The organism is Haloplanus sp. C73 (assembly GCF_051195115.1).
GTDB lineage: Archaea > Halobacteriota > Halobacteria > Halobacteriales > Haloferacaceae > Haloplanus.
In genome coordinates this window covers 58069-74236 of record NZ_JBNTJZ010000002.1, presented here as the reverse complement: position 1 = coordinate 74236, position 16168 = coordinate 58069, and the positions used below count along the sequence as shown (strand labels likewise).

The 16168-nt window shown below is 68.2% G+C and carries 17 protein-coding genes; 6 read left to right on the top strand and 11 right to left on the bottom strand.

Features of this window, described 5'->3' with window-relative positions; genetic code table 11:
• Positions 1-3: 3 nt before the first annotated feature.
• The 3 genes from ACQUSQ_RS04655 to ACQUSQ_RS04645 are packed head-to-tail and all read right to left on the bottom strand — an operon-like array spanning position 4 to position 2467.
• On the bottom strand, positions 4-732 hold the full coding sequence (locus ACQUSQ_RS04655) for a glycerophosphodiester phosphodiesterase (protein WP_435067355.1): 729 nt from the start codon (positions 730-732) through the stop codon (positions 4-6).
• Positions 729-1814 (bottom strand): aminopeptidase, encoded by a 1086-nt coding sequence (locus tag ACQUSQ_RS04650; RefSeq protein ID WP_435067354.1) that lies wholly within the window; start codon positions 1812-1814, stop codon positions 729-731. Before ACQUSQ_RS04650 ends, ACQUSQ_RS04655 begins: the two co-directional genes overlap by 4 nt.
• A gap of 41 nt (positions 1815-1855) precedes the next feature.
• Positions 1856-2467, bottom strand: coding sequence for a hypothetical protein (locus ACQUSQ_RS04645; protein ID WP_435067353.1), 612 nt, complete (start codon positions 2465-2467; stop codon positions 1856-1858).
• Between the two features lie 85 nt (positions 2468-2552).
• Between ACQUSQ_RS04645 and gnd the strand changes: the two genes are divergently transcribed.
• Positions 2553-3449: a phosphogluconate dehydrogenase (NAD(+)-dependent, decarboxylating) gene (gene gnd / locus ACQUSQ_RS04640; protein WP_435067352.1), complete on the top strand. Its 897-nt coding sequence runs from the start codon at positions 2553-2555 to the stop codon at positions 3447-3449.
• A 4-nt stretch (positions 3450-3453) separates the two neighbouring features.
• On the opposite strand, the gene ACQUSQ_RS04635 is transcribed toward gnd, so the two are convergent.
• Entirely contained in the window at positions 3454-4794 is a 1341-nt protein-coding gene (locus ACQUSQ_RS04635; RefSeq protein ID WP_435067351.1) for a PQQ-dependent sugar dehydrogenase, read from the bottom strand.
• Positions 4795-4910: 116 nt separating this feature from the next.
• On the opposite strand from ACQUSQ_RS04635, the gene ACQUSQ_RS04630 reads away from it, so the two are divergent.
• Complete coding sequence (locus ACQUSQ_RS04630) at positions 4911-5504, top strand: 2Fe-2S iron-sulfur cluster-binding protein (RefSeq protein ID WP_435067350.1); 594 nt, start codon at positions 4911-4913, stop codon at positions 5502-5504.
• Positions 5505-5575: 71 nt separating this feature from the next.
• On the opposite strand, the gene ACQUSQ_RS04625 is transcribed toward ACQUSQ_RS04630, so the two are convergent.
• The 4 genes from ACQUSQ_RS04625 to ACQUSQ_RS04610 all read right to left on the bottom strand — a co-directional run bounded on the left by ACQUSQ_RS04625 (position 5576) and on the right by ACQUSQ_RS04610 (position 10240).
• Complete coding sequence (locus tag ACQUSQ_RS04625; RefSeq protein ID WP_435067349.1) at positions 5576-6280, bottom strand: bacteriorhodopsin; 705 nt, start codon at positions 6278-6280, stop codon at positions 5576-5578.
• A gap of 1 nt (position 6281) precedes the next feature.
• A complete protein-coding gene (locus ACQUSQ_RS04620; RefSeq protein ID WP_435067348.1) occupies positions 6282-8609 on the bottom strand; it encodes a methyl-accepting chemotaxis protein in 2328 nt (775 codons plus the stop codon).
• A gap of 67 nt (positions 8610-8676) precedes the next feature.
• The gene (locus ACQUSQ_RS04615) at positions 8677-9780 is read right to left on the bottom strand and encodes a DoxX family protein (protein ID WP_435067347.1); all 1104 of its coding nucleotides are present in this window, start codon (positions 9778-9780) and stop codon (positions 8677-8679) included.
• 43 nt (positions 9781-9823) lie between these two features.
• Positions 9824-10240, bottom strand: coding sequence for a DoxX family protein (locus tag ACQUSQ_RS04610; protein WP_435067346.1), 417 nt, complete (start codon positions 10238-10240; stop codon positions 9824-9826).
• 204 nt (positions 10241-10444) lie between these two features.
• On the opposite strand from ACQUSQ_RS04610, the gene ACQUSQ_RS04605 reads away from it, so the two are divergent.
• Positions 10445-10783: a winged helix-turn-helix transcriptional regulator gene (locus tag ACQUSQ_RS04605; protein WP_435067345.1), complete on the top strand. Its 339-nt coding sequence runs from the start codon at positions 10445-10447 to the stop codon at positions 10781-10783.
• Positions 10784-10833: 50 nt separating this feature from the next.
• Positions 10834-11841 carry a uroporphyrinogen decarboxylase gene (gene hemE, locus ACQUSQ_RS04600; RefSeq protein WP_435067344.1) on the top strand — a complete coding sequence of 336 codons (1008 nt, stop codon included), beginning with the start codon at positions 10834-10836 and terminating at the stop codon, positions 11839-11841.
• Here hemE and hemG read toward each other — a convergent pair.
• Together hemG and hemH are read right to left on the bottom strand one after the other, a co-directional pair.
• Positions 11831-13096, bottom strand: a complete 1266-nt coding sequence (gene hemG, locus ACQUSQ_RS04595) for a protoporphyrinogen oxidase (protein ID WP_435067343.1) — start codon at positions 13094-13096, stop codon at positions 11831-11833. The genes hemE and hemG overlap by 11 nt on opposite strands.
• A complete protein-coding gene (hemH, locus tag ACQUSQ_RS04590) occupies positions 13093-14139 on the bottom strand; it encodes a ferrochelatase (protein ID WP_435067341.1) in 1047 nt (348 codons plus the stop codon). Before hemH ends, hemG begins: the two co-directional genes overlap by 4 nt.
• Before the next feature lie 259 nt (positions 14140-14398).
• Between hemH and ACQUSQ_RS04585 the strand changes: the two genes are divergently transcribed.
• Positions 14399-14575 carry a hypothetical protein gene (locus ACQUSQ_RS04585; RefSeq protein ID WP_435067340.1) on the top strand — a complete coding sequence of 59 codons (177 nt, stop codon included), beginning with the start codon at positions 14399-14401 and terminating at the stop codon, positions 14573-14575.
• A 56-nt stretch (positions 14576-14631) separates the two neighbouring features.
• Entirely contained in the window at positions 14632-15492 is an 861-nt protein-coding gene (locus ACQUSQ_RS04580; protein ID WP_435067339.1) for a hypothetical protein, read from the top strand.
• An 80-nt stretch (positions 15493-15572) separates the two neighbouring features.
• On the opposite strand, the gene ACQUSQ_RS04575 is transcribed toward ACQUSQ_RS04580, so the two are convergent.
• Positions 15573-16166 carry a hypothetical protein gene (locus tag ACQUSQ_RS04575; protein WP_435067338.1) on the bottom strand — a complete coding sequence of 198 codons (594 nt, stop codon included), beginning with the start codon at positions 16164-16166 and terminating at the stop codon, positions 15573-15575.
• Between the last annotated feature and the right edge of the window lie 2 nt (positions 16167-16168).

Sequence of the window (16168 nt, the reverse complement as noted above, 5' to 3'; positions counted from 1 at the left end):
TTTTTACTCGCCGAGCCACCGCTGTAGCCCGGGATACTCCGCGATTACGCCGTCGGCGCCCGCGCGGACCGCGTCGCGTGCGTCGTACCACGTCCGAACCGTCCAGACGTTGAGCGTGCGGTCGACGTCCACGCCGCCCCGGACCGCCGACAGCGACGCGTGAATCGCGTCGCCGTCGTAGCGCTCGGCGAGCGTCCGGCCCGCGTCGAGGTGCCGACAGAGGGGTGCGAGCGCGGCGTCGCCGTCGCGGGCGCGGACCGCCGCGAGCGCCCCTTCACAGAACGAGGAGAAGCGAACGTCGCGGTCGTCGAGGATGTCACACACCCGGTCGACGAAGGCTTGCCAGCGCTCGTGGGCGGCGTCGCGGTCGGCGGGCGGTAGCGGGCCGCGGCGGACGGCCTCGCCGGGACGCTTGAGTTCGACGTCCAGCGGCGCTGTCGTCTCGTCACGGAGACGAGCGAGGGTAGGGACGTGTGCCACGCTGTCGCGAACCGTCGCGTCGGTGACCGTCTCGACCGGCAGGTCGTGGACGGCTCCGGCGCCGTCGGTGACGCCGCGGCTCTCCCCCTCGCCGTCGAGGCGCGCATCGTGAAAGACGACGGGCGTGCCGTCGGCGCAGGCGACGACGTCGATTTCGACCCGGTCGGCCCGCGACGCCGCCGCGCGAACCGCCTCGACGGTGTTCTCGGGGTTCACGCCCGCGAACCCGCGGTGGGCGATGGTCGTTGTCACTCGTCTTCCCACCGAAACACGCCGTCGCGCTGAATCGTCTCGCCGTCGACGACGAGACGCGACCCCTCGCCCATCCGGGTGATGAGGTCGGTGTGGATGGCGCTCTCGTTGCCGGCTTCGCCGTCGGGGAGGCAGGCGTCGTACGCGCGGCCGAGTGCGAGGTGGACGGTGCCCGCCATCTTCTCGTCGAAGAGGACGCTGTCGGTGGGGCGGGTGATGCCGCGGTTCATCCCGACGCCGAGTTCGCCGAGACGGCGGGCGCCCGCGTCGGTGTCGAGGAGGTCAGCGAGCGCGTCTTCCCCCTCGCTGGCGCCGAAGTCGACGACCTGTCCGTCCTCGAAGACCAGATGCGCGTCGCGGAGGCGGCGGCCCTGAACGGTGATGGGCACGTCGAAGGTGACGTGGCCCTCGGCATCGGCGGGCGCGGTGAACACCTCGCCGCTCGGCAGGTTGTGCGAGTCGTAGTCGACGCTCGCGGCGCTGTTGACGGCGGTTCGATTCTCGATGGAGAGGGTCAGGTCGGTGTCCGCGGCGACGAGTCGGACCTCGCTCCCGGCGTCGAGGACGTCTTTCAACTGACCCATCTCGTCGGCGAGCGACTCCCAGTCGCGGAGGACGGCGTCGTAGACGAAGTCCCGGTAGGCCTCGTAGGACATCCCCGCGGCTTGAGCGAGCGAGCGGGTGGGGTGGACGGTCGACACCCAGTCCGTCGCCATGCGGGCTTCGCGGACGTCTTCGCGGGCGCGGGCGTACGCACTCTGTCGGTCGCCGGGCACGTCGGCGGTGGCGGTGGTGTTGCGGCCGCCGCCGAGCGAGAGGAAGACGTCGGCCTCGTCGTAGAGGGCGCGTTCGGCCTCGGCAGATGCGAAGTCGCCGTCGTGGGCGCGGAGGTAGGCACGCGACACCTCGTCGGAGCCGTAGGTGGCGAGAAGCGTCGCGCCGCGCGCGCCGAGTTCGGCGGCGACGGCGACGGCGAGGTCGTGGGCCCCCTCGGCGACACGCATCACCACCTCGTCACCGGGGTCGACGCGGGCACTCCAGTCGATGAGCGTCTCGGCGTGGGCGCGAATACGGTCGTCCATAGCAGTCGATGACGGGGGAGCGCCAAAAGCGGGCCGGACGCTCAGTCGGCGAGACGCTCCCGAGCGAGAGCGCCAACGAGGGCGACGAGCGAGACGACGCCGAACGCGACGAGGGTCATCGGCGCGACGAGCGGGAAGTCGAACTCGGGGCCGAGGAGGTGGATAACGACGCCGGGAAGCGCGGCGACGGCCGCAGTCCGCGAGGAGCGCTGCCCCCGAGCGGTCCGGGCCGCGACCCACAGGAGGAGGGCGCCGTACAGGGCGAACGGGAGTTCGTAGAGCCAGTAGACGAAGGGGAAGCCGCCGGCGGCGTAGGTGTAGAGTCGGTAGTGTTGTCCCTCGTAGACGACGACGTACAGCCCGTAGCCGGGTTCGGAGTAGTCGGAGTAGGCGAAGTCGTCGGGGAAGTCCTCGCGGCCGTAGACGACGTGGTGGCCGTCGGGCGAGCGGATGGCCGACTCGACGGCGCGCTGTGCCGCCGGAGAGAGTGAGTGATACTGCAGGACCGGCGTCTCCTCGTCCACGTCGGCGTCGTCGATTCGCTCGACGGAGAACGATGCCTGCTCGCCCCAGTTGTGCATCGTCACGGGGGCAAGCAGTAGCGAGAGGGCGAGAGCGGCGACGGCGAGGGCGACCACCTGCTCGCGGCGCATACGATGGACGTCCGACGGCGGCGGGAAGTGTTTTCTGGGCCAGCGAACCACAACCACTACCTCCCGGCGCCGCACAGACCCGGCCATGCAACTGGGCGTTATCGGTCTGGGTCGGATGGGACAGATAGTCGTCGAGCGAACGTTGGCGGCGGGCCACGACGTCGTCGCGTTCGACATCGACGAGGGTGCGGTGGCGACGGCAGTGGACGCGGGCGCCGTCCCCGCCGACTCGATCCCCAACCTCTGTGAGCAACTCGGCTCGGAGAAGCGAATCTGGCTGATGGTGCCAGCGGGCGACGCCGTCGACGCTGCGCTCGAAGAACTCGAACCCCACGTCGACGCGGACGACATAATCGTCGACGGCGGCAACTCCCACTTCGAGGATTCGACGCGCCGCGCGGCGGCGACGGACGCCGCGTATCTCGACTGCGGGACGAGCGGCGGTCCGGCGGGGGCCGACCTCGGCTTCTCGCTGATGGTCGGCGGCCCGGAGGCGGCCTACGCCGAACTGGCGCCGGTGTTCGACGCGGTGGCGACGGGGCCGGAGGGCCACGACCGAATGGGGCCGGCGGGGTCCGGTCACTACGTGAAGATGGTCCACAACGGCGTCGAGTACGCGCTGATGCAGGCCTACGGCGAGGGGTTCGAACTGCTCCACGAGGGGCGGTACGACCTCGACCTCGAAGCCGTCGCGCGGACGTGGAACAACGGCGCCGTCATCCGGTCGTGGCTGCTCGAACTCTGCGAGGTGGCGTTCCGAGAAGAGGGGTCTGACCTCGGCGACGTGGCCGACCACGTCGCGGGCGGGTCGACGGGAACGTGGACGGTGCAGGAGGCGCTGGAACGAGAGGTGCCGGTCCCGCTCATCCATCAGGCGCTCGCGGAGCGGTTCGCGTCGCGTCGCGACCGGTTCTCCCGGCGACTGGCCAACCGCCTGCGCTACGGGTTCGGGCGCCACGAAGTCGCACGGAAAGAGGAGTAGACGGTCAGGCCGGTCGAATCCGGAGGAGACGGTCGTCGCGCTCGGTCGGGAAGTCCTCGCCCGCGCGGCCGTCCCGGTTCGACGTGAGGGCGTACAGTTCTCCGTTCGGTCCCTGTTCGAGCGTGCGGATGCGGCCGAACTCGTCCAGAAGGGGCGTCGACGCCGCGTGGTAGGCGTCGTCGAACGATTCGTCTGTGTGATAGGTCGCGTAGCCGTCCGGGAGCGGGTCGGGCGATAGCGTGACCGCGAGTACCTGCTGGCTACGGAGGCCGCCGATGAGCAGGCGATTCCGCAGTCCGGGTAGCTCATCGCCCGTGTAGAAGACGCCGCCGGACGGTGCCCAGCGGTTGGCGGTGGCCACCGGCGGCACGTAGTCGGTGCTGGCGTAGGAGTCGAAGGCGTCGTCGGTGCGGACCTCGGGCCAGCCGTAGTCGCCGCCGGCCCGGAGGACGTTCACCTCGTCGCCGCCGCCGGGGCCGTGTTCGACCGCCAGCGGCGTTCCGTCCGGAAGCCACGCGAGTCCCTGCGGGTTGCGGTGGCCGTAGGTGTGAACGCGGGGGTCGCCCCCGTGTCCGGGGTCGTTCGCGGGCGGGTCCCCGGTTGGTGTCACCCGCAGAACGCGCCCGGCGAGCGACGACGGGTCGCGGGTTCGCGCGGCGTCGTCGATGCCGGGGTCGGCGTCACCGGTCGTCACCCAGAGGTAGTTCGACGGCCCGAAGGCGAGGCGGCCCCCGTTGTGGTAGGTGGTGGCGGGGATGCCGTCGACGACGGGCCAAGGCCAGTCGCTGGCCTCGCTCGCGTCGAACGCGACGACGCGATTCCGCCATCCGGGCCTCGTGTCCGCGGTGTAGTAGGTGTAGACGAGGGGCGGGTCGGGGTAGGTCGGATGGACCGCGACGCCGAGCATCCCCCCCTCGCCGCCGGTGAGACGCCACTGCTTCGTGTCCGACCCCGGGGCCAGCGCCTCGGCGTCGATTATGTCCGACGGCTCGAAGACCGTCTGGAGTTCGTCGCCGTCGTATCGGCTGACCCGGCCGACGCGCTCGGATACGAACAGGTCGCCCGACGGGGCGACGCTCACGTCCCACGGAATCGCCAGATTCTCCGCGAGCACCTCGACGTCGTAGTCGGTCGGCGGCGGGTCGGTCGGCGGCGTCCACTCGGAGTCGGCGGCCGTCGGCTCGTGGTCGACAGTCGGGTCGTAGAGTTCGCCACCTATCGACGTGTCCCGGTCGGCAACGTTGCTGGCACAGCCACCGAGCGCCGACAGCGTGACCGCACCGCCGACGCGACACAGATACCCCCGTCGCGTCGCACCACCCGCTCGTCCCATATCCTCGCCCATGTTTTTGGCTTGCCTAAAAGCTACATAACTCCGTCGGTGGGGGCTCGTCCGCGGGTAGACGGCCCGCCGCCGCGGTAATCACAATTTCCTTAACCCCCGCATCCGTAGCGCAGCGCATGGTCGAGGTTAATTTGGTGGGTCTGGGCATCGGGACTCTCCTGACGCTCACCGCCGTCGCGCTCCACCTGTCGAAGGGGACGGGATGGACGCCCACCACCGACATCAGCCAAGAGGTGCTCGAACACCGGGCCGCGTCGGTGCCGGAGACGGACTTCCCGGAGCCGATGAACCGCGCTATCGGCGCCGGTGGCGGTGGCGCCGTCGCGGCGGGCGCCACCGGAGAGGAGGGCGCCGAACTCGAAGGCGGCACCGAGAGCACGGCGGAGGCCGGGCCGTGGGACCTCTCCGACGACGAGGCCGACACCTTCGAAATCGAGTACGCGAAAGAAGGGGCGACGGTCGAGGTCAAAGAGAACCAGACCGTGCTCGAAGCCGGCGAGGACGAGGGCTGGGACCTGCCCTACGCCTGCCGGCAGGGCCAGTGTGTCTCGTGTGCCGGCCAGATTACCTCCGGCGGGAACGCCGAGGACTACGTCGTCCACGACGACCAGCAGATGCTCGACGACAACGAACTCGACGACGGGTACACGCTCACCTGCGTCGCCTATCCGAAAGACGACTTCACCATCGAGACGGGCGAGGCGCCCTAATCGCGACGGCTGTTCTCCGATTCATTCGTAGTCGATGGCGACGACCGAAGTGCTGCGAGCCAGCAGAGGCGTCAGTCCGCAGTCGGCGTCGCCTCGGTGCCGGCGTCGACGCCGGCACCGAGGGCGTCCAGTCCGTCGACTGCCAGCGCGACGAACGCCGCCTTGCTGATGAGGTCGAGGTAGGCGACGACGAGCATCGTCATGTCGCGCGTGAGGAGGGCGACACCCGAGGGAGCGAGTATCCAGACGATTGGGTAGAGCGTCCACAGCGCGATAGTGAGGTTGCGGAGCGTGATGAACAGCGTCCGCGCTCGCTCGTCGGCGAACGTCGTCTGTCGGGGGATGCGGACGTAGAGTTCGTAGACGAGGACGCCGAACATGAGGACGCCGGCGGCGAAGGCCACCCAGCGAATCGGGCCGTCGATGACGACGGCGACAGCCCCCAAGAGGAGCAAGAGGACGTCGGCGACGACGAGACGGAGGAGCGACCCCCGGTCGGTACGCCCCAGCATCGAGAGAAAGAGGAGGATGAGCGGCGTCGTGATGAGCCAGTCGACGTAGCGGGGGATGGAGACGACGCGGCCGGCCGCCGACACCGTCCCGATGTCGACGGCCATCAGGGCGTAGGCCACGCTCGCGACGCCCGTCACCCCCGCGAGCACGAGGTAGTGGCTCCGTCGGTCGGGGTTGGTTCGCCACCCCCAGAGGGGTGGGAGCGTTCCGAGCGCCATCCCGATGGCGCCGAGTGTCGCCCACGTGGTTACTGTTCCGAGCATATTATCGTCCCTCCGTATCGCGGCCGCCGTCACCGAGTGCGTCGGCGCGCGACCCGCCGGTCGTGCCCGGCGCGTCGCTCGTGCCGACGTCGAAGTCGGCGAGTTGTTCGCGAAGTCGCGTCGCCCGGCGAGTGAGTTCGTCCGCGGCGTCGTCGACTTCGGCGATGGTGCGTTCCTGTCGGTCCGCCGTTTCGGTCACGCTGGTGGCCTGTTCGGCGGTCTGTTTGCTGATGGCCGCCACCTCGTCCAGATTCTCGACCACCCGCTCGGTGGAGTCGGCTTGGCCGTCGGTGGCGTCGGCGATACCTTGGATGCTGGAGTCGATTTCCTCGACGTAGTCGGCGATGCGTTCGAGGGCGTCGATGGCGCCTTCGACCGTCTCGACGCCTTCGTCGACCCGTTGGCTCGTCTCTTGGGTGCCCGAGACGACCTGTTCGGTGCGCTCGCGGACCGATTCGATACGGGCCTCGATTTCGCCGGCGGACTCCTTGGTCTCCTCGGCGAGATTTTTCACCTCGTCGGCGACGACGGCGAAGCCGTCGGCGTCGCCCGCGTCGCCGTTGGCGTGAGCGGCCTCGATGGAGGCGTTGAGCGCGAGGAGGTTGGTCTGCTCGGCGATGTCGGAAATGACGTCGACGATTTCGCCGATTTCGTCCATCTCGTCTTTGAGCGCCTCGACTTCCTGCTGGGTGTAGTCGGTCATCTCCTCGATGCTGTCGAGTTCGTCGACGGCGGTTTCGGCGGCGTCGCGGCCGTCGGCGCCGGCTTCTGCGGCCCGCTCAGAAGTGTCTGCGACGGTGTCGACCGTCGCCGCAATCTCCTCGGCGCTCGCCGAGAGGTCGTTCACCTCGCCGGTCATGTCCTGCAGGCTCTCGGTCTGGGCGCGGGCGCCGTCGGCAATCTCGCTGACGGAGTCGTTCATCTCCTCGCCCGCGGCCATCACGTCCGTCGCGTTCTGGTCGACGGCGTCGGCGGCCGTCGTCACCTCGGAGCCGAACGCTTTGACCTCCTCGATGGTCGACTGAATCGAGGAGACCATGTCGTTGAACGCGGTGCCGATGGTGGCCATCGCGTCGTTGTCGTCCTGCACGTCGATGCGGCGGGTGAGGTCGCCGTCGGCGACGTCTCGCATCACCGCGCCGTAGGACTCGGCGGTCCGTTCGAGGCGCTCGTTGGTCCGTGCCGTCTCGGCGCGGGCCTGTTCGGCTTCAGTCCGGGCCTGCTCCGCTTCGGACCGAGCCTGTTCGGCCTCGGCGAGTGCCTCCTCGGCCTCCGTAATCCGCTCGCGGAGCGAGGTTCGCATCTCGTCGAACGCTCGGTAGAGCTGGCCGATTTCGTCCGTCCGACCGGTCGTGAGGTCGGCGTCCAAGTCGCCGTTGGCCATCGCTTCGGCCTTCCCCGAGAGCCGGCGGAGCGAGAGCGTCGTCCGGCTCCCGATAGTGACGCCGATGAGCGCGAGGCTGATGACGGCGACGAGGATGAGGCCGATGATGCCCGAGACGACGGCGTTCTGGACCGCGAAGGCGGCCGATGCGGGGCGCGACACGACGACGGCCCAGTCGGTCGTCGACATGGGTGCCGCGGCGACTGCGTCGCCGTCTGCCTGCTGGAAGGTCGGCTCCTCGAACGCCGACGGAGGCACGGTCGTCGACGTCTCGCCGACCGCGGAGCCGATGAGGGCGGTGTCCGGGTGGGCGATGAGCGTGCCATCCTCGCCGACGACGACGGTCTGGGCGTCGGTGACACTACCCACCTGCTGCTCGAAGTTTATCATGTAGACGAGGAGTCGGTCCTCGCGCCCGTCGACCGGCGTGGCGACGGCGACGGTCGTGAAGTCGACGACCGAGGGCCGGAAGGGGTCGGTGACGATGACGTCGTCCGACCCGTCGAAGGAGACGCCCTCTTGGGCGAAGGGAGCGCCCTGTGCGCGGGCGTCCACGCCGACGAGGTCCGGGTTCGAACTCGTGACGATTTCGCCGGAGTCGGCGTCGACGTAGTGGGTGGCGACGACGCCGGGCGGTGCCCGCTCGTCGCTGGCGAGTTCGGTCAGATACGCCGAAATCGCGTCACGGTCGTCGCTCCGGAGCGCCGGATGGTCGGACGCGACGCGGGCCTGCGAGGTGACGCCGGTCAGCCAAGCGTCGAGGCGCTCGGCCCGCTGGTCCGCGGTGTCGGTCATGTGGCTCTGGACGTCGTCACGCAACTGCGCGGATGCATCGGCGCTCACGACGGTCCCGACGCCGACCGTCAGGAGCAACACCGCCGCGAACGCTACCGCGAGTTTGAGTCCGTACCGTTGTCGGACCCGGTTCAGAACGGGAATGCCCATGTCTGTCGCGGATTTCGTTCAGTCCGTAATAACCGCACCCCCGCGAGTATAGCGTATGATAATCGGGTCAGTCCGCCGGCGTCGCCTCGGCGCTCGGGTCGACCGCGTCCTGAACCCCGATACGCGCTCGGAGCCGGGGGACGAGCCAGCGGTCGACCGCGAGCGGGCCGCTTCCGGTTATCAACAGCGCCGAGGTGAGCCCGAAGAGCGTGACGTGGGCGAGGACGGGGTCGTCGGGGAGGCCAAAGAGCGTCGTCGTGAGGATGAGGAATCCGGCGCCCGCGGCACTGCGGGTGAACGTCCCGGTCAGGATACAGAGTCCGACGACGAGTTCGCCGAGGCCGGCGCCGAACACCCACATCTCGGGCGCGACGGGGGCGACAGCCGTGAGGTTGTATTTCTCGACGACCTGCAGGGCGCGACCGGCGGAGAGCCACTTCTCGGTCACGCCGAGATACGCGAAGTTGAGGCCGAGAAAGACTCGGATGAGAAGCGGCGCGAGGGAGTTGTCGACGCCGAAGCGAGCGAGCAGGTCGCCGCCCGTCGTCACGCCGCGGAACCGGCTCAGAATCGTGCCGTCGGTGACGACCAAGCGGCGAATGAGGAGGTCGGCGCTCGGCTGTCCCGGGCCGATGATGAGGATGCCGAGGAAGCCGGCGACGTACTCGGAACTGAGCAGGAGTTCGGGGAAATGCATCGCCAGCCCGACGGCGTAGGTGGCGAGGCCGGCCAGCGCGGCGAGCCGCGTCGCCAGCCCGAACAGGAGACAGAAGGCGATGGTGACCTGTACGAGTCGCGCCTCGACGGTGACGACGGGCGAGAAGAAGTAGCCGCTGAACCCTGCCCCCATGAGCGGCAGGCCGGTGGCGAGTCGCAACAGCCAGCCGAGATATGGCTGATACGACCGGAGCGTCCGCCGAATCACCGTCACGTCGGCGAGGTGGTCGCCGTACCGAAGCCAGCCGAGCGTCGCGACGGTGACGCCGAGCGCCCCGCCGAGCAGGAGGGCGACGTTTAGCGGGTCCGAAAAGACGGCGACGAGGAGTTCGACGATGGTCGGACCGTTCTCTCCACCTTCAGTCACGTAGTCGACGTGTGCGGCGGCGGGAGTCGCAAGGAGTGCCGCGCCGCTCGCGCCCGCGAAGATGCGCCGCGCCCAACGAATGTGCATCGGGCGCAGTAAGGGTGCAGCGCTGATAAGAAATGCGGCCCGATTATAGGCCGACGTTCGCGGCGAGGGGCCAAGCCGTACTCGCGAGCGCGAGGAAGGCAAGCGCCCCGCCGAGGAGCGCGACGTTCTTCAAGAAGTTGTTGAACTCGCCCTGTCGCTGGTCCTCGGGTGCGTTCCAGAAGTCGTGCATCGTGGGCGTGGCGCCGACGAGGAAGACGGCGATGGCGCCCGCGGCAATCGTCGGGTAGACGCCGAGGATGATGCCGAGACCACCGGCAATCAGCATCCCACCGGAGAAGGGCACGCCGAGCGACGCGGCGGGGATACCTTTTGCCTGCGCGTAGCCAATCATCCCCTCGGCGTCGAGGAAGTGGTTCAGCCCGGTGAAGGCCATCACGCCCCCGAAGAGGACGCGAGCGAGCAGGAAGGCAAGCCCCGCGCCGGCAGTGTCGAAGACCATCAGGCGGTCACCTCGGTCGATACGTCCGTGTCGAAGTCGGTTGTAGCGTTCATCGTACCCCGCCCTACACTCTCCGCGGATATATAGTTTATCTGATATTCGTGTCACCGGGTGGCGTGCGTGTTACCGGGTGGGGTGGACAGTAACACTGTGATACCTGATTCGAAACGAAACCCGTATCCCGGCGGGTGGCGTATCGCGGATATGGCAATACAGACGGGAGACGGTGACGCCGAGACCTGTTACGTTATCGAGTCACTCGAACAGATTGGCTCCCAGTGGCGGCTGGCGGTCCTGCACGACCTGCAGGGCGAGGAAAAGCGCTTCAACGAACTCAAGCGGTCGACGGGCGCGAGTTCGCGGACGCTCTCGCGAGTCGTCGACGACCTGCAGGAGATGGGCTTCGTCGACAGACGGCTCGAAGAGGACGCCCCTGTCGCGACGTACTACTCCCTGACCGACAAAGGGCAGTCGCTCTGCCCGGTGTTCGACGCCATCGGCGACTGGGCCGAGGAGTGGATGGCCGAGGAGCCGACGGTCTGAGCGCGGCCGCGATGCGACATACTTAGCCGGTCGGGGTCCAATCACCGGCCATGACGCACCTCCTCGTCCGCGCGGCTCGGGGCGAACGAACCGAGCGCCCGCCCGTGTGGCTGATGCGACAGGCCGGTCGCCACATCCCCGAGTATCGCGAGATTCGCGCCGACTACACGTTCCGCGAGGCCATCGAGACGCCGGAGGTGGCCACTCGCATCACGCTTCTCCCGTGGGACCTGTACGAACCCGACGGGCTGGTGATGTTCTCTGACATTTTGACGGTTCTCGAACCGCTGGGCTTCGACTACCACGTCGAGAGCGGCGTCGGTCCCGTCGTCGAGAACCCGGTCGACGGGCCGGAAGACGCCGAGCGACCCCGCGGCGACGTGGCGACCGACCTCGATTTCGTCGGTTCCCTCCTCGACCGCCTCGTCGACCGAGTGGGCGACCAGACGGCGATTATCGGCTTCGCGGGCGGGCCGTTCACGCTCGCCTCCTACGCCGTCGCCGGCGGCACGTCGCGCAATCACGGCCCGATTCGCCGTTTCCGCGCCCAACATCCCGAGGCGTTTCGCACCCTCCTCGGCGAGTTCGCGGACGTCGTCCGCGAGTATCTGGAGTATCAGGCGGCCCACGGCGCCGACGTGGTCCAACTGTTCGACACCTACGCGGGCGTCCTCTCGCCGGCCGACTACCGCGAGTTCGTCCTCCCGCTCCACCGCGAGATTCTGTCCGACCTCTCGGTGCCCTCCATCGTCTTCGTGCGCAACATGGGCGGGCGACTCGACGCCCTCGACGCGACGGGCGCGGACGTCGTCGGCCTCGACTGGACGGTCGACATGGCGGATGCGCGCACCGAACTCGGCGACCGGCCGGTACAGGGCAATCTCGACCCACAGCATCTGTTCGGCCCGGAGGAGTTCGTCCGCGAGCGAACCCGCGAAATCATCGACGCCGCCGGCCCCCGCGGCCACATCCTCAACCTCGGTCACGGCGTCAACCGAAACACGCCCGTCGAATCCGTGAAAGCGTTCGTCGAAACGGCGAAATCAATCAGTCGGTAGTCGCGAACGTCTCGGCCAGTCGCTTTGCTTCGCGAACCCGTCCGGGGACGCCCATCCGCCCCGTGTAGTTGGTCGCGAGCGTGAGTCCGTCGGGAAGGTCGACCTCCTCCATCGCCGTCCACGACCCGTCGTAGGCGGGGATGCCCCGCTGGTGTCGGGTGACGTTCAGCACCTCGGCGGAGACGCCGAGGACGTCCTCGAACTCCGTCGCCGCAATACGCCCGAGTTCGCGCTCCGAGCGGTCGACCATCCCCGGATTCTCCATGCCGCCGAGGAAGCAGGTGTAAACGCCGTCGCGGTCGAACAGGCTATCGTTCCACGTCACGCCGAGGGTCCGAAGCGGTTCGTCGTGGCGCACCTGATAGCCGTAGCCAGCCGGCGCCGCCTCCGAGACGAGGTGGACGTACGCGAGCGGGTTGTAGTAGAGCCGGCGGAGCGCACGGGCGCTCTCGGCGTCGACGTCGGCCAGCAACCCGGCGGCGACGTCGGCCCGCGTCGTCACGACGACGTGGTCGACGCGTTCGTCGCCCGCGGCCGTCTCCAGCCGATACCCCGAGTCCTCGGCGACGATTCGGTCGACCGGCGTGTCGAGCGCCACCCGGTCGGCGTTGCGCTCGTAGATAGCCTGCGGGAGTTGGGCCATGCCGTCCGCGAAGGAGATGGGCGGCGGTCGCTCACCGCCTTCGATGACGCGGTTGAGCGCGGCCCGGACCAGACTCCCGGACTGCTCCATCCGCTCGACCGTGTCGAGGGCGTATCGGCCGGGCATCTCCATCGGGTCGGAGCCGTAGATGCCGCCGAACAGCGGTTCGACGAGGTTGTGATACGCCTCCGCGCCGAACTTGCGGCGGAAGTACTCGCCGGCGGTCTCGTCGTCGCGCGCGCCCTCCGTGAGGGGTTCGGCGAGCAAGCGGAGTTTGCCCCGGACCGAGAGCAGGTCGGTCGAGAGAAACTCTCGGGGAGTGAACGGCACCGGCCGGAGTCGGCCGTCGACGTAGACGTAGAGCGGCAGGTCGTCGTCGGCCACGAGGAGGTCGTCACGGAGCCCACAGGCGTCGACCAACTCCTCGATGGCTGGCGTCAGCCGGGTTCGCTGGGGGCCGTGGTCGAGGACGCGTCCGTCGACGCGAGTCGAGCGGATGACGCCGCCGGGGGAATCGGTCGCCTCGAAGGCGACGGCGTCGACGCCTCGCTCTCGAAGGTAGTGGGTGAGCGCCAGTCCCGTGATGCCCGCGCCGACGATGCCGACGCTCATTCGTGGGGCGCGTTCAGGCACATCGTCCCCGGTTCGTCGCGGCACTCACACTGCCGGAGGCCGGCGTACTCGGGGTCGTAGCCCGCGACGAAGGGTTCGACCAAATCGGCGAGGGCGCCGACGAAGCGCGGGTCGTCGTAGGGGATGGGGACGCGGTAGAAGTCGAGGCCCTCGTCTTCGGCTTCCTCGCGGAGTTCGACGTCGAGTTCCGAGAGCGTCTCGCTCTGTTCGTGCATGAAGCTCACCGGTTCGACGACGACGCTGTCGGCGTCGACGCGTTCGATGACCTCCTCGACGTCGGGTTCGGTCCAGTCCACGTCGCGGTTCTCGTGGTTCTGGTAGCCGAGTTCGTAGTCCTCGACGCCGAGGGCGGTGGCGACGACGCCACAGAACTCCTCGACGTACTCCTCGTAGCGACTCCCCTCGTCCAGATAGTACTGGGGCGTGCCGTGGGCGGAGAAGACGAGGCGCGTGTCGTCGTCGAGCGAGAGGTCGTTCTCCTCGAGGAAGGAGCGAATGTTGTCGATGCGGACGCGGTTGTACGCGGGGTGTTTGTGCCAGCCAGTCAGGGATTCGACGGGGACGTCCCAGCCCACCTCGGCGAGCGCCTCGTCGAGTTCGTCCAGCGACTGGACGGTCGTCGAGGGGCCACAGAGGGGGTAGATTGGCAGGCCAATCAGGTGGTCGACGCCGTCGTCGCGGGCGGCCTCCACCGCGTCCGTGATGAACGGCTCGGTGTACTGCATCCCGTAGTACGTCTCTACGTCGTAGCCCCGGTCGGCGAGGTCATCGGCGAGCATCGTCGCCTGCGTGGTGGCGTGGTCGATGAGCGGCGACCCGCCGATGTTCTCGTACTCCGCCATGAGGTCGGGCGCGCGGCGCTGGGCCAGTTTGCTGGCGCGCTCCTGTGCCGCGTCCTCGGTGATGTCCCGCTCCTCGATGTCCATGTTGGCGAAGAAGATGCGTTCGAGATAGTCGACGACGACATCTCGCTGTGGCTCCGCCGGTTCGCCAAAGTTGAGCAAAACGATTCCGGTGGTCATACGCCCCGCCTAGGGGCAGGGCGATACAAAACCTGTCGATGAGTGTGAGACGGTGACGACGACCCCGGTGATTTAACTCATGCGGGCGGGCCGGGGGCGCTGTCGCTCGGCGAACAGCGGCAAGAACGATATTCCGGGTTTTAGCCGGTTGGTAGGCGGGTACTACCGCAGTTCGACCACCGAGAAAAGGGTGATTGAACCGTCACGACCGGAGAGTACGATGCCGATACCTATGACGGATGGGGGAGGATAGGGGTGTATGGGTTCCCGACGACAAGCGGAGCAAGGGGGGGCGGGAGGCATCGAGAGCGAGCGAAGCCAGCCGACCGACGCCATCGAACGACAACTGCGGGACGCACTCGACAGCGCCGACACGAAGCAGACGGAGTTCCACCTGCGGCAGGCGCTCCAACTCGTCCACGCGTTCGACGAGTGAGCGACGGCGAGTGGAAGTTAGTAATCATTATACGCCGGGTGGCCTAGAATCGACGCATGCAACGACGCGCTGCGGCCATTTACGTCGCGTTCTTCGTCGTGCTCGGCGCGGCGTCGTACTCGGTGATTGCGACGGCCAGTGCGCCGACGATTGGGTTCGAGAACCCCGATCACCGGCTCAGCGAGGACGACCAGTTCTCGGTCGACGGCCAGCAGTACACCGTCACTTCGATTTCGGCGGAAGTCTCGGGCGGGGGCGGTCACGGGGGCGGCCCCAGCCTCACCCGTTCGGGACAGGTGTCGTGGACCAACGATTCGGCCCGCTACACACAGACATGGGAGCACAATAGCACCGTCACGTATCAGGGCGACTCCTACCGCGTCATGGTCGAGTCGAGCGACGACCCCGCGTCGTTCGAGTTGGTCGAGGAACTCAACCGGAGCGCGATTCTACAGGAGGACCCGGCAGTCGAAGACGAACTCGTGACGGTGAACGGAACGGAGTACGTCGTCCGGGAGTCGGACGGCGACCGGACGCTGACGCCCGCGAGCGAGTACTTCCCGGCCCCGTCGTCGACCCAGTACAGCGAGGGTGACCAACTCCAGTATCAAGGGAACGCGACGGCCGTCTCTGACGTGACGAGTTCGGGCGCGACGCTGTCGTGGACGGCACCCCGAACTAACACCGTCGACGTCGGCAACGAGGCGAACGTCACGCTCAGCGGCCAGCAGTACTTCGCCTACTTCCCCGACAACAGCACGCTGGTCTTGGAGAGCGACTACAGCGTGTATCAGGAGCAGACCAACGCCATCGACACCTACCACGAGCACACCAACGGCCTGTGGGGCGTCTCAATCGTGAGTTTCGTCACGGCCATCCTCCTACTCGGCATGGCGTACATGCCCTCGCGGTACTGACTCGACGAGCGGGCTTTTCTGTTCGCGTCGACCGGATGTGCTAGAATGATATCGCAGTCGCCAGCGTCGCCGCCCGACACTCAGCCGCCCCGGACGGGTATCTTCGCCAAGTCGGCGCGGCGCTCTATCGTCTCGACATCGTCGCCGTAGACGAGCGCGACCGTGTCGACGGCGCGGGGCGTCGCGCCCGCCGGAATCGACCACTCGGCGGTGATGGTTCGCCGCTCGCCGGGCGCGAGGCGGTCGGTGCTGGTCCGCCCGCCGACGGTCCGGCCGTCGTCAAGGTGGAGAGTGAGTAGCTGAAACTCGTAGTCGGTGTTGCCAGTGTTGTGTACGTCGACGGTGAGCGAGAGCGGCCAGCGGTCGCCGGACCTCTCGCGGAGGACGGCGGACTGGAGCGTCTCCTCGCGGTCAGTCTCGGGAAGGAAGTCGTCGCCGACGTCGACGGCTCGCTCGGGCGTGTCCGTCGTGGTCGCAGTCGATTCGGCGTCCTCGCCGCTACCGAACTGGTCGTGGAGCAGGCCCAGAAAGGTGAGGCCCTCGACGAGGATGGGAATCCCGATGCCGAACCCGACGAGGAGGCGAACGAGCGTCCGCTTCGAGAGGCCATTGTCGGAGGCGACATCGGCGTCGGCGTCGTCGCCGTCGCCGTCAGCGCCGGAATCGGACGGCATGG